Source organism: Caldalkalibacillus salinus, from assembly GCF_016745835.1.
Taxonomy (GTDB): domain Bacteria; phylum Bacillota; class Bacilli; order Caldalkalibacillales; family JCM-10596; genus Caldalkalibacillus_A; species Caldalkalibacillus_A salinus.
Genome location: NZ_JAERVL010000001.1, coordinates 562,910 through 577,925 on the forward strand (window position 1 = coordinate 562,910; position 15,016 = coordinate 577,925).

The window sequence follows — 15,016 nt, forward strand, 5'->3', positions numbered from 1 at the left end:
AGTCATTAGCTGTCATAGCCTTTGAGATGGACCACCTTTTAATTAACACTTATCACCAAATAACAATAAGTGAGGAAAAATAACAGACCACCATCTTGTGATAAAGGAATAGCTATAGTTTTGCGTGTTTGAAAAATGATATAAAAAAATTGACTGATATTAAATAAGGTCAGCATCCAAACGAGTTTGATTGTGGAGTGGGATGTCAATTACATAGTAGACTAAGTACTGAGTACTGTGCAGTAAAAAGTTTTTGCGAAGACGTATTTGTTTATAGATAAGAACAGGAAAAAGTATCTGTTGTAGATTTATAAATTAGAGTTTCTCTCCATACAAATAGCATTTATTCCATAGTAAATCAAATAAATTTCATAGGAGCATTCCTGTAATGAAGAAATTTGAGGTTTGAACAAAAAAAGCCCCCTTGGTATGATACGAGGTGTCCAAAGCTGATCAGCACTACGGACCCTTAATTAATACCCAAGGAGGACTTAGAATGAATTATACTCAAAATCACAAAATATCGCAAATCACACCGTCAACTCTCATTGTTGGAATTGACGTTGCCAAAGATAAACATGTGGCGCGTGCCCAGGATGATCGAGGCATTGAGTATGGTAAGCGATTGATCTTTGAAAATCGTATACATGGATTTGAAAAGCTTTTAGATTGGGCTCAACAACATGCTAAGGCGAATGAGAAAAATCACATCATCTTCGGCGTTGAACCAACGGGGCACTTTTGGATGAATCTAGCCTATTACCTTACCGCAAAAGGGTATGACTTTGTACTGGTCAATCCGATGCATGTCAAGAAGAGCAAAGAGCTAGATGACAACTCTCCAACGAAGAACGATACAAAGGATGCCAAAGTGATTGCGCAACTGATCAAGGATGGGCGGTACTCCGTACCAAATCTCTTAGAAGGTATTTATGCTGAACTAAGAGAAGGCGCTAAATTAAGAGACCAGCTCACAAAACAGTTGATGGTCATTGAGGGGCGTATTCAAAATTGCATTCAACGTTACTTTCCAGAGTTCTTCGATGTGTTTGGAGATTGGAAAGGCAAAGCAGCCCTGTGTACATTACGCATGTTCCCATTTCCTTCAGAGATTAAGGAGATGACACCGGAAGGTGTTCTAGCGAAATGGAAGCCTTTTGTACAACGTGGGGTTGGGATCAAGCGAGCAACAAAGCTAGTTGAAACAGCTAAAAAGAGTATTGGGATTCAAGTTGGCTTGAGTTTTGCTAAACGTGAAATGGGCTGCCTGCTTGACCAATACGAGCTATACAAGACACAGATTGAACAGTTGGATGAAATGCTAGAAGCTTTAGTTGTATCATTACCAGGTGCAAATGAAATGATAGCGATCCCTGGTCTAGGGACAACCACAGTGGCGTTATTCTTTGCTGAAGTTGGTAACATAAGGAACTACAGCCACCCTCAGCAATTAGTTAACTTAGCAGGGCTCTCCTTGCGAGAACATAGCTCAGGTAAGTTTAAAGGGCAAACAAGGATTTCTAAACGGGGACGAAGTCGACTACGAAGAACATTGTATCTAGCTATTCGCCCACTCGTTGCCCATAATCCAATCTTTAAAGCCTTGCACCATTACTATACAAAACGATCTGACGCCCATTAAAGAAGCAACAGTCACTGATTGCCGTATGTTGCAAACTACTTCGCATCTTGTTTGTCATTGGTCATAAACAGTGTAAATTTGATGGTTTAAAGCTATTGCGAGGGTTACCTCAAAGTAATACATTACAGGTTGCTTAAATTTAAATACCTGTTAATCACTTCTGAATACTTACTAGAATCTCAACAAACACCAATAGTGCAGAGTCGGAGCTTATATATTCCATACGGGCAGATGACCCAGCATAGGAGCATATCCGACCTCCACCTCATGGATACGCAGGAAGAAGGAATGTATGGACCATAATCCGGTGAGATATGGGAGGGTGAGCGACCGTGAGCTGTGTGGAGATTTCAGGCACGGTTATATACTTTTACCAAACTTAACCAGTTCGGAAGATAGGATGCCCACCATATTTACAATAATTAAAATTTAAACCATATGTATCCATTTTAAACGGTGTGTCAGCTATTATGTGTTTATGAAATTTTGAGAATACGAGAGTATTCGGGAGAAAATTAAACTTTATAGAGGGAAGGAAGGTCAAGTTTTGAAAAAAGATAAATATTTCGAAATTGCATTAAATACAAGCACAAGTAAAATATTCAACGAATTAAAAAATATTAAAGAGTCTTCAGATGCAAAAAAAAATGAAATTCGTCGCAGATGGATATGGGAACTAATTCAAAATGCTTCTGATTGTACACCTAAAGACAGTTCGATTAACATATCTTTAGAAGTTGCGTATGATAGAATTTCCTTCAGTCATGATGGAACACCTTTTTCATATGACAATCTATTCTCGTTAATAACTCAGTGTTCTGAAAAACAACTATCTGAAGATAAATTGACAGGAAAATTTGGTACGGGATTTATGTCTACTTTTTTATTATCGGAGATTGTTGAACTTGAAGGGACTTTTATTTGCGAAAATGGTAACAGGACTGATATGAATTTTACCATTGACCGTACTAATGGAACCTATCCTGATATTAGAAATAAAACAGAAGAAATGTTAAGTGAGTTAGATACTTTAAACCATAGCACTAATGGAGATATGGAGAAAGTAAATAAAACAAAATTCATTTACAATCTTAACGGAACCCCTGAATCATTAGCTGCAGTTAAACAGGGGGTAGATGATTTAATAGCATCATTACCCTATCTATTAGCATTTAATCAAAATATAAATTCAATTAATTATAATGGCTTAATTTATGAAAGAGCAACTACCGATTCTATACCTTCTCCATTAGATAGAAACATATTCTCTATAAAAACTAACAATGTTGAAAACGATACTCCGAAGTATATACTCTGTCTAAAACGGAACAACGTAACAATCGCTTGCCCTGTTACATATGATTTCGATACTGCTTTATTGTCATTTTTAAGAATTCCTGAGAATATGCCAAAGTTATTTTGTAACTTCCCATTAATAGGAAGCGAGGACTACGCATTTCCTATCATTGTGAATTCTGATTTATTTGATGTTGAAATAGATCGTAACGCTATAAGAGATGGTAATGCAGAGAATAAAAAGATAATTGAAGAAGCTGTTTATTTATATAAAAAATTAATAGACTATTGTACTGATAATGTAACTACTAGAGACGAATTTAAAATATGTTTATTAAAAAGTGGCCAGTATTATGGTCTTCAAAAATATTGCTATGATGAAATTAAGGATTATATAGAGAAAAAACCCCTTATTCCAATTAACAGCCCTTCTTCCGATTACGAAAGAATGTCTTATTTAGATGATTCTGGAGACATTCAAATTCATCTACCGAAAGCAAAAAAGGGAGACAATGATCTTTTATTTTGGGAATTATTCACTGATGGTGGATATGTTAATATACCTACAAGAGATACCTTCTTAGGTTGGAGAAAGGTATTTGGTGGTAACTTCTATTTAGAACACATTAATTCGATGCTCAAAGAAATGAATATTGCCGAATTTAACGGATATTTTAAAGACGAATTCAAAACATGCGAGTGGTTAAATAGATTTTATTCATTATGGGTTGATGATGAAAGTATGGAAGAGGTTATTATATCTGCATTTGTTCCAACGCAAGAAAATAATTTCCGGCATGTTAGCAATGTCTCTTGTGATTCAAATATCAATGAGGAATTAAAAGGGATTTTATTTGAGTTAGATTCATCCTATAAAAAGAAGTTACTGAATCTTAACATTTCAGCATTTGATTCCTTTTATGAAAAAAATCCTTTAAAACTACAAGATACGAAGTCATGTGCTGATTTAATAGAGCATAAAGTAACAGCTATTCTTTCAGAAGAGACAGTTAATCAAGCAGAGAGAAACAATGAAGTACAAGTGACTTTTAATAAACTGACCGATTTCTTTTTAAAGGAACCTAAATTAGCTGAAGATTTCCTTCCTAAGAGTTTATCCAAAAGAATGCTGTTATCAACACCTGAAGAAACTTTAAGAAGAATGAAAATTGCTGAAAAAGTTGAACGAAATGGAATAGATATGAAAGGTTTAGATGAACTCATAAATAACCAACAACAAATCAAAAATATTTTAGCAAACCCACAATTAGACCTCGAACAAATAAGAGAATTATTAAAGCATGTTGTAACTTCGACGTCTGAAATGCGAAAGTATTTCGAAGCCTTATTAGAAAGAAGTGTTTCCAATGTCTATAGTTACTTAAAAGAATTACAGCGATATAGTCTTCCAACAACTTTAGAAGAATGGAAAGCTAATCAATACACTGAAACGATATTCCCTATTAAAAAAGATGAAAAAGAATTAACAATTGTCATTCGCCCAACTGATGGTGACCAAATTATTTTTCATGATGATGGAGAATTAGAAGTTCTTGATAGTACAGAGTATGAGTTATGGACAGATAATGGTACTGAGCAAAAGAATATAACATTGGGTGATCTCCTCAAAACAACCGGTATCTCGAAGATACCTCTTAGGAAATTATAAAAGTCTGAGGTGCAAAATATTGAGAACAAAAGAAGAAATTATACAAGCTATAAAAAATAGCGACAGAAAAAATAAAATATATATACATCCGGTTTTAACTCCTGAAAAAGCAGCTAAATATATTTCTGCTTTTTCAAATGAAAGCGGGGGCGATATAATTTTGGGTGTACAAGACGATGGACGTTTGCTAAGAGTTAAAAATTATTCAATCCCCTTCCAAGTAGAAAAAGTATTTAAATTTTTAAATATCAATGTAAAGTGTATAATTAAAAATTTTCAATTTGAAGGTAAGAAACTTTGTTATATTTCCATTGACAAATCAGTGGATTTAGTCAAGGCTGAAGGCATACCTTATATAATTAATCCGAATGGAGACTTGGTAGAATTGAAAACAAAAACCGTATTCCTTTCTTATTGTCATGCTGATGCTGACCTTGCAGATATCGTTGAGAAAAGTTTAAATAAACATGATGATATTAGCGTAAGTAGAGATATAAACATAACTCAATATAGAGATGATTTGGATGGATTCATGAAAACAATTAGAAATCATGATTTTGTCGTTTCAATTGTTACTAGTAAATATTTGGAATCTTTAAATTGTATGTATGAAATTACAGAGTTAATGAAAGATTCTGATTTTAATGAAAAGTTATTGTTCATTATCGTTAACAACGATGACGCTAAATATTATAAGGAAGAGAATAAATATGCAAATACTGAAGCGGGTATTTATGATTTTAATAAGCGTTTATCTTACATAACGTACTGGAATAATAGAGGGAAGGAAATGGAGAATAGTCTTAAAAGTGCAGACCTTCCATCCGAAATGACTGCCGAATTTGCACTTGAAAAAAGAAAATTAGTTTCGATAATTCCCTCAACAAGTAGTTTTATGAGCTTATTACAAAATAAAATAGGCAGGTCATTTAATAACATTAAAGAAAATGATTTCAAGGATATTTTAGATGTAATTAAAGGTTGATTTTCGCAGATATGTCTAAATTAAAAAAACAAAAACACTCCACATTTTGAACTAAGAGTATGGAGTTATCTGTTACTCATATAATCTATTTAAACAAACAATCAATCAGAGCTGCAATTTACCATCATAGGCAACTACATATTGATAACTTAATGAGCAATACTATTATACTATTTGAATAAAGATGTTTCGCAATTAGGTGTAATTTGGAAATACTATATATCTAAATACTTTGTAACATTAAAGAGGATAAGACTCTTTCACTTCAAAGCCTTGACCTTTTTCTATCAGCGATACGGATATGAGCTTATAAGTAAGTAAAAATTCTCTAGCAGTAGATTAAAAAACGGTGATTCTTGCGGAGTCTAATTTCACAACAAAAGTTAATAATTGAACAAGGGCGCTTCTTATTAAGGAAGACGCCTTTTTTTATACTATTAACTCATATACTGTTCTCGATTTGTTGATAGCATGGTAATTAATTCATGGTTTGATAGACCTGCATATTCTTGTATAATAAAATTAGGTAAATTTTGTTACGGGATAAGGTGGGGATTAAAGAGTGAGTACAATAAGGTCTAATTGGGTTAACTTTCTAAGGCAGTACGGTCCTATTCCTCAAAACGACAATATGTATGATGAAACAATACAGTCGATTATTAGAAAGAAAAAGGTTACACCGATACGAATAGATATGGAGTATTTAGATGAGCTAGTAGATAACTTCAAAGGTGAAAATCCCTATTCTGTTATATTGACTGGGACAGCAGGAGACGGAAAGACATATTACTGTCGAGAAGTATGGAAGAAGCTCGGTGGAGATGCGGCTATATGGGCAGAAAATAATAAAATTGAAAAGTTAGTAGTAAACGATTACAATGTGATCTTCATAAAGGATCTAAGTGAGCTTCTAGAAGAAGAAAGAGAAATATTGTCTACGATGGCAGACTCTATAATGGGAATTGAAAATAAAACCGTATTTTTAGTCGCTGCTAATGATGGACAATTGCTTGAAACGTGGAAGATGTTAAAGCCTACCTATAATATCATAGATACAAAGAGATGTATTGAGGATCTTTTGGTAGATGGAAAAAAAGAGCAAAGTGGTTTCTGGTTAAAATTATATAACCTGAGCAAAACAAATTCTGCCACCTTGCTTCCAAAGATAATAGAGGAAGTTCTTAATAATCCGGGATGGGAAGAGTGTAAGAGCTGTCCGCTAAATAGTAAAGATGAAAATGTATGCCCAATAATTGAAAATAAAAAGAGATTAAAAGAAGAAAACAGCTTAATAACAAGAAGATTAGTTGACTTATTAACTCTATGTGAAATTAATGAAATACATATGCCTCTTAGGCAGTTACTACTACTAGTTTCAAATATGCTGTTAGGACATCCAGATGTACGAGATAAACTATTAAAGTGTAGTGATATACCGAAAATAAATAAAAACAATACAACTTATCTAGGTAGCATTTATCGTAATATATTTGGAGAGAATTTATCTGTTAGGAAAAGAAACTCAACTGATATATTTGTCACGTTGAATAAGTTTGGTATAGGTTCTGAAACGAATACACTCGTAGATAATATACTGATTTTCGGAGAAGATGACCATGAGTATAACGATTTGTATGAAGATCTTGTACATTCAGATAAGCAGTACGGAGCTGATAAGGTTTTTATTTCAGAAAAGAAAGCTTACTTAGAAGGTGACGTTACAGATAAAGATCAATTCTTGGAAATGTTGAAATCTCAACGCCAAAGATTATTCTTTGTTATTCCTGAGAATCAAGAAGAAAGATTGAAATTATGGAATTTAACGACATTTCAATATGCTGGAGAATTTCTTGACCAAGTATTCAGAGCATTAAAAGGAAAACAAAGAGTAAAACCTCAATATATTACTAGGTTAGTTAAAGGACTAAACCGAATTACTACAGGCCTATTGGTTCAAGATAACGATTCATTAATACTATCGACATCTGGTAACTACTCTCAGGCAAAGATTAGTCGAGTATTGGAAGAAAAGATTTCAGTAGCACCAAAAAGAGGAGAATATATAAAGTTCGAATTATCAGATGACAATCAAAAGTTATATCTCACTGTGGGTTTTTCCAATGAACTTGAATCTGTAAGACTTAATTTGCAATTAGTAAGGTATGAATTTATATCTAGGGTAGCTGAAGGTGCATTACCCGGAAGCTTTTCTAGGGAATGCTATGAAGACATATTAGCTTTTAAGAGTACCCTGTTGAAGAGGTTAGTTGACAGAAGAAAAGCGGATGGCGAATTAGAAGAGACCCAAGTATCTTTAAAACTAATAAAAGTAAATGATAAAGGCGTAGTTGAGCATAAGAATTTGGAGGTGTTCTAATGATAAAAACTCTTCCTCGAACATCTAATAATGTTAGATTGGATTTTTGGGTAGATGAAGCCATTTGGGGTCATAGACTATACGATGAGCAAACACCTTGGTTATGCTTAATGGAATTTATGGGGATATTAAATTCAGAGTGTGAAAGAGAGAGAGCTTTTAAAGAGCAAAGCTTTAACACACTGACATACAGTCCATATACTAGGTTATATTTGAGAAATATTCTATTCAATAACCCTTTCATGGAAATTGTATATAGAGATTATCTAGCACATAACGATGATAAAAAGGCATGGAATGAATGGATAAAGTTGGCCGAGCAAAATTTTGGTGGGAGCGACTATCCTAATCTTTCATATTTACCGGAAAACTTTAATAGTTTCGAGGATTTTTATGAGACTGTTAAGTTCCTTCAAAGTAACACAATAGAAGGAGAAAATAATAAAAGATGGAGTTCCCAGTTTATTTTTCCTTATGGTAAAGATTGTTTATATGAGGATTTGAGGGTAAGTGGAAATAAAGCCCAAAATGATAGAAGGTTTTTTGGGCGAACAGGTGAATTGCTATACTTAATGCTCTCCCGCTCCAACAAAGGGGACGAGCTATTAAATTTCCTTGAATCTAATATTATTAATTCAAAATCAATTTATAATAGATTAGCACAATTATTGCAACCTAATTATGGAAAGGAAGAAGTAGCTAGAGATTCGACAGGTTCTTATTTACCGTATGAGTATTTAAAGGAATACTCTAATATGGCTGATGATTGGATTAATATATTTAATAATAAAATACCTGCATACGATACTGTACCTCATATAGTAAATATTACTGGATTGCACTTTATCATCTATTTTATTAATCGCTCTAAAGATGTTCTGGGTCATAATGATAAAACAAAATTCATATTAGAGATCTTAGCTCCTAAGAAAACTATTATAAGAGATCTCGCGTCAGATTTTTATATTAATAATAATAATCTATCTAGACAAGCCATAGAGCATTATATAAGGAGTATAAAGAGTACTGATGAGTGGGAAGCAATTCAATCTTTACCAGATCCTTTTTTCGAAGCTCAAAAGCTGTTAAATAAATATTTCTTATGGCCGTCGAGTAGTGAAGAAATTTTGGCAGAAAATATAGATTCATTAATTGATGAACTAGTTGAAAAGGCAATTTCAAGACATAAACAGCATGTGAATAATTTTCATAGAGTATGGGGAAAAGAAATTGGACTTTCTTCTAGTAGAAATAGTCAAAGAATTAGATATGCTCCAACTGATAGTCTTCTAAAGACATTAGTTATCGCTAACGTACCAAACAGAATGGAATTTCAAGACTTTTTAGGTGTCCTCTTTGAAAAGTATGGATTTATCATTGGTGATAACGAAGCGGTAGAAGTAATCAACTCAGGGCAAGCAGATCAGGAAGCCTTTTCAGAAAATGCTCAAAGATTAGAGCAGAGACTCTCAAGTATGGGCTTATTGAGGAGATTGTCTGATGCCTGTGCGTATGTTGAGAATCCTTTTGCAAAGGATGGTATATAATGAATCATTTAGAATTAATAGGTAAAGTAGCAGTTGAATACCTCAAAACTAATATAGAAAGTGAATCTTCTGAAGGAACAGCAAGGTTCTTATTAGATAGACTATCTGGTCCGCAGGTATTAATCATTTGCAAAGAAATATTAGATGATATGTATCTTAAAGATATAATTGATATAAAAATACCAATAGAACTAGCAAAAGGTAATGATTTGCCAGACAGAATAATCACTAAGGAACGAACTACAAGATTGAGGCATACTTACACGGATAAGCCAGTCCTCTTATTGGCGAATAATAATGATGATCAAGGTCAATCATTGAGAAATATTTATACTATTGGTGCAAATGATTTAAAGGCAAATACTAACCTTTGGATAAAAGTTGTTTCTAATAACTTACCGTCAATAAACGGAAGTGATCGGTTGTTAAATATATGGGGAAAAGCATTAACTGGATTACTTAGTATGAACGATTGCAGTTTGGAGATGTTTAGTAAGTATGTAGTTACTACTAGAGAGAGAATAGAAATTGACGGTGCTTCTCTTATTGAAGCACTGGGATGGGCATTACCAGCATTAGAAATCCCACGTGATTCAGGTTACTTCTATAGTATTCCCGATAATAGGCTGACATATAAAAATAAGTGGGCAGCTGCATACAAAGAGGTAAAGGAAAAAAGAAGTTATTTCTTGCATAAATTGACACCTTCAAGAGATGTTATCGAGAATGACCAACTTAATAATTCATTTGAGGAGGCTAAAGAGTATATACCAGATAATATACACCCAGATATTCTAAGGTTCATTGATTCTAAACCCGGATGGAATCATGAATCAACTGTTCTGGCAAACTATGAATGGGAGCAGGACCATATCGGCACACTTTTTTCTGGTATTAAAGTATCTAAAAAAACAACTTTGTCTGAAGAAACAAGAGAGTATTTAGCCGACGAATATGCAGATTTAGTTGCAGAAGAAGATGAGAGCTATTTAGATTTACTAAATAAAAGAAAAGCAAGGGAACCAAATGAAGAAGATATAGAATTTTATGAAAAACATCGATATCAAATTGAAAACAATAAAAAGTTAAAAGCAAAATGGGATAAATTCATTTATGGAAAACCGATTGAATGTAGTGATTTCTTAGTTGGATTTCTACAAGCTATTGAGAGATTATTCGCACAATCTGAATTATCTAAAGGAAGAAAAGTTATTAAAGTAAAGACACAAAAAAGAGATTCAAGAACTGCTTGGTTAAATCTTAATACTGACTTAGGATTGTATTTTTGTACAAGATACAAAGGAATAGATGAAATAACAAAGCCTTTGATTGAATGGGAAACCTTCAACCTTTTTAAATATGATAATTTTATTGAAGAGGAAAAGAAAAAAGCAAAGGCTAAAGGGAAGCCATTTAAGCCAAACACTTCGATATCTAAGGGATCTAGACAGATAAAATTTTATTTTGAGTTATATTATCAAGATGAACACGGACTTGAGCAAGACTGTAAAGTTCAATTAATTTGGGAAGGTTCAACTAATGCGATTGGAATGGAGCTAATTGATGATTTGAAAAGATTAAAACAACATCCTTTCCCATTTACTAGTGTAGCCAAAAACCCAATTAGTAAAAAAGGGAAATTGCAAGGAATTTCGTTAAATGATATTTACACATTACAAGCTGTATATAGACAGGATAGAGGCTCCTTAGTAGGGGTGTATGAGCAAGAAAAAGATATCTCTAAACAATTTCTTCAAGAATTAGATGATGCCAAAGCACAAGGAAGAATTAACGAAGCGGGATATACAAGCATTCTAGATTCATGGAATAAATTCTCTTCAGAATACCATAAAGCTCTTAAATACTGGGTAGAAGAAGGCCTGATAGATGATACGCAAATCAATCAGTCTAGGCTATATGGTGATTTATTAAATCAGATAGCCAAATATGCAAAAGGTGACATAAACCGTATTAACCTCTGGTATCCGATAATAAAACTTGGTGTAGTTGAAGTAAAGGATACAAAACCTTTAGCGATTATACCACCTTGGAATCCTTTTAGAATGGCTGCTCTTGCTACTAAAATGCAACAAGTGAATAATATAGTTAAGCGACTGTTAACTTCGAATGAAATAGATTTTGGGGATTCTAAACTATTCTTTAATGAGTTAGTTAACGATATAGAACATTCATATTATCCAGAAATATGCCTAGGATTTAACGGCGATGAGTTGCCTGAGTTACTTTCTATTACTGATTCTTTATATGATTATAGCTTAATGGAAATGCCTATTGTTAAGGTTAGTGATCAGGAAACAAATGAAGATCCCAAGGAAGCTAGCGCAAAGTTAACTGGTTTACTTGAAAAATATCTTGCTTTACAGCCTCATGAAGCAGCAAATCTAGGAGTAGTTCTTTATAATTCAGACTCAACTAGGTTGCCACTTTCAATTGTAGACTCTGTATCAAAATTAAATAGCAAGGATGACAATATTAGATGCCAAGTAGTATTAAGGCATAGAGATACAAATAAACTGAATCAAATTTATTCCAAAATGGTTGAGGGGTCTGATTCTGATCCAGATATGTTTGTTGCGAGTGAAGTGACTAATGACTTTATGGCTAAGTTGCGAATTGGAGTAATGGCTCATCAATCTTCTGTATCGGAAAAGGAAGAAGGGAAACCTTACGACATAGTATTTTTACAAGATGTTATTTCAAGGCATTCAAACTTCGAATGGACTAAGGTTGAGTCTGTTAATAGTCCTAGTAATATAGATTTATTTCCGGCACGATGGTCACGTCGTCGTCCATCAGCAAAAGATGAATTGAAATCGACTACTTATTTAGTTTGTCCAATTCAATTGTACGAGGGATGGGAATATTTACGTTTCATCAAGAGTATATCTGAAAGTGTTGATGAAGAAAACGAGGGATATTTCTTACCGGCAAGGCAGATTTCTTTTCAAAACAGCGAAACAAAAAATGTATTTGAAGAATCACATAAACTTGGTGAATGGGTAGCTAACTATGATGAACTACTTGATAGAAGACTCTTGAAAAGCCAAGGTGTTAATATTATTAAATATCAACATAACAAGACAAATGGTCCTAACTTAGTTGTTTCAACTACTACATCACTTAAATTGTTGAAAATTATATTAAAAAGAAAGTTCAAATCGCTAAATTTGGGTATTAAGGATGACGATATTGAATGGCTAACAGACCTTTTCATAAATGAAGCAAATGAATTATCAGGTGATATCGTATTAAGAGCAGCCAAAATAGGCCGATATGCTAGTGAGTTAATGGGAGTAGTCCTTAGTAAGCTAATCTCTAAAGAGGAATTTGAAGAAGAAGAAAGTATTGGATGGTACTTTCTCGATGACTATGCAAGTTGGTTAGGTAAGAAGGAAGAACAAATTGCAGACTTACTTGCCATAAGCCCATTTGAAAAGAATGGTAAGTATTATTTAAAATTATTAGTTACTGAGGCTAAATTTGTTGATATTAAAAATCTATCAAATTCAAAGAAAACATCAAAGAAACAATTAATCGATACTGTTTCAAGGATTGATCAGGCTTTATTTGGGAAACCAAGTAGTCTTGATAGGGACTTATGGCTCTCAAAAATTAGTGATTTACTTGTTGAAGGTACAATTTTCATGCAAAATTCCAGTACTTCTATTGAAAAGTGGAGAGAGTTAATAAGAACTGGTAACGTTGAAATTGAAATTAAGGGATATTCGCATGTCTTTGTACCAACAAGTGATAATACAGATTCTATAGAGAGCGAACAAATAAAGGTTAATGATATTGAAAGCAGCTACCAAGAGGTTTATTCAAGGAATTCTGTCAGAGAATTAATACTTTCACTCTTAGAAAAGAACCCTTTATATACAGTTAGGTCAAAATTTGCTACAGAAGTTACTTGGAGAAACTTTAATCCAACCTTACCTAATATTGCTCAAGAAGGTGAGCATATGCCTGAGAATCAAACAGACGATGTTCAAGGAGATAATGATCAGCTAGCTAACAATAATGAATATGCTGATGTTGATAGAATTAAAAGCGAAGAAAAGTTAGTTAATAAACAAGATAACCCGAAAGATTATAAGGATGATACACAGACAAATGGTGAACAGCTAGACAATGATCTTCACACTTGGATTGCTAAAAATGTAGTTACACAGGATCAAAACTCAAGTGATAGAGAATGGCTTAATGGTGTTGTTAACTCATTAAAAGCTGCATTAGCAACTTATAATCTTCAGGGGAAAGTTCTGGAATTAAGACTCACTCCTAATGCTGCAATTGTCAGGTTGAAGGGATCTGATCGATTAAGAGTAGAAGATATAGAAAAGAAAAAATCACAGCTTTTAACAACACACGCTTTAAATATCATTAATGTGCTCCCGCAGCCCGGAGAAATTGTTGTCTTTATAGAAAGACCGGAACGAGAAACAATTTCACTAGCAAATGTGTGGAATACTAGAACTTTAAAAAGTGACGTCAAAGACACAAACTTAAATTTCGTAGTGGGGGTCAAAGAAGTAGATGGAGAACTACTGTATTTAAATCTTGGTGGTCCTTTTGGTGGGTTAGAGCAGCACGCACCGCACACCCTAATTGCTGGGGAAACAGGGAGTGGAAAGTCTGTATTAATACAAACTTTAATTTTAGATATTTGTGCTACCAACTCCATTAATACTGCAAAGATTTATCTTATTGATCCAAAATATGGAGTGGACTATCAGAATTTAGAGGATTTACCGCATTTAACTGAAGGTATTGTAATTGATCAAAATCGAGCATCAGAAATTTTAGAGGATCTTGTTAATGAGATGGAAAATCGGTACTTAATGTTTAGAGAATATAAAGTGCCAAATTTAAAAGAGTATAACGAAAAGGTTCCGGAAGATAAAAAACTGCCTTTCATATATCTAATTCATGATGAGTTTGCCGACTGGATGTTAATAGATGAGTATAAAAGTATTGTTTCTTCGACAGTTCAAAGGTTAGGGGTGAAGGCGAGGGCAGCCGGAATTCACCTGATTTTTGCCGCACAAAGACCTGATAAGGATGCTCTGCCAATGCAATTAAGAGATAACTTAGGCAATAGACTTATTTTAAAAGTGGGTAGTATAGGAACTTCCGAAATTGCTCTGGGAGAAAAAGGCGCTGAGAATTTGTTAGGCAAAGGTCATCTTGTCGCAAGGTTGTCTGGGGAACCAAACTTAATTTATGCACAAGTACCGTTCATTTCCAGTAGTGATATATTTAATTTAAGTCAAGTTATAAAGAAGCGTTAGCTTAAAGAAGTGGTGAACTTATTACTCACCATCTTCTTTATTTTCTTCCTGTAGTTGTCGCCTCTTAATATCGTAATCCTCTTCCGTTGCGTGATTCCACTGAGCATCTAATAATAGTTCTCAGATTTAAGGGAAAACATTGGAAAATACTTTTTTTTGCAGTATATTAGTGTATAAGATGATATACA

Annotated in this window: 5 protein-coding genes and 1 pseudogene; all 6 read left to right on the top strand. The window is 33.6% G+C overall.

Translation table 11 applies throughout. The features are described from left to right. The first annotated feature begins 496 nt into the window (after positions 1-496). Positions 497-1,779 (top strand): annotated as a pseudogene (locus tag JKM87_RS02575) (IS110 family RNA-guided transposase). Between the two features lie 410 nt (positions 1,780-2,189). Next, positions 2,190-4,607: a sacsin N-terminal ATP-binding-like domain-containing protein gene (locus JKM87_RS02580; RefSeq protein WP_202077561.1), complete on the top strand. Its 2,418-nt coding sequence runs from the start codon at positions 2,190-2,192 to the stop codon at positions 4,605-4,607. A 19-nt stretch (positions 4,608-4,626) separates the two neighbouring features. Beyond that, the gene (locus JKM87_RS02585) at positions 4,627-5,592 is read left to right on the top strand and encodes a TIR domain-containing protein (RefSeq protein WP_202077563.1); all 966 of its coding nucleotides are present in this window, start codon (positions 4,627-4,629) and stop codon (positions 5,590-5,592) included. Positions 5,593-6,154: 562 nt separating this feature from the next. Beyond that, positions 6,155-7,969: a hypothetical protein gene (locus JKM87_RS02590; protein ID WP_202077566.1), complete on the top strand. Its 1,815-nt coding sequence runs from the start codon at positions 6,155-6,157 to the stop codon at positions 7,967-7,969. Then, a complete protein-coding gene (locus tag JKM87_RS02595; protein ID WP_202077568.1) occupies positions 7,969-9,516 on the top strand; it encodes a methylation-associated defense system protein MAD7 family protein in 1,548 nt (515 codons plus the stop codon). The genes JKM87_RS02590 and JKM87_RS02595 overlap by 1 nt, the downstream gene beginning before the upstream one ends. After that, positions 9,516-14,828 carry an FtsK/SpoIIIE domain-containing protein gene (locus JKM87_RS02600; RefSeq protein WP_202077570.1) on the top strand — a complete coding sequence of 1,771 codons (5,313 nt, stop codon included), beginning with the start codon at positions 9,516-9,518 and terminating at the stop codon, positions 14,826-14,828. The genes JKM87_RS02595 and JKM87_RS02600 overlap by 1 nt, the downstream gene beginning before the upstream one ends. Positions 14,829-15,016 lie beyond the last annotated feature (188 nt).

What these genes read in the sequence shown, in the direction of transcription:
- JKM87_RS02600 (WP_202077570.1), top strand. Translation starts at nt 9,516, where the DNA reads ATGAATCATTTAGAATTAATAGGTAAAGTAGCAGTTGAATACCTCAAA.
- JKM87_RS02595 (WP_202077568.1), top strand. Translation starts at nt 7,969, where the DNA reads ATGATAAAAACTCTTCCTCGAACATCTAATAATGTTAGATTGGATTTT.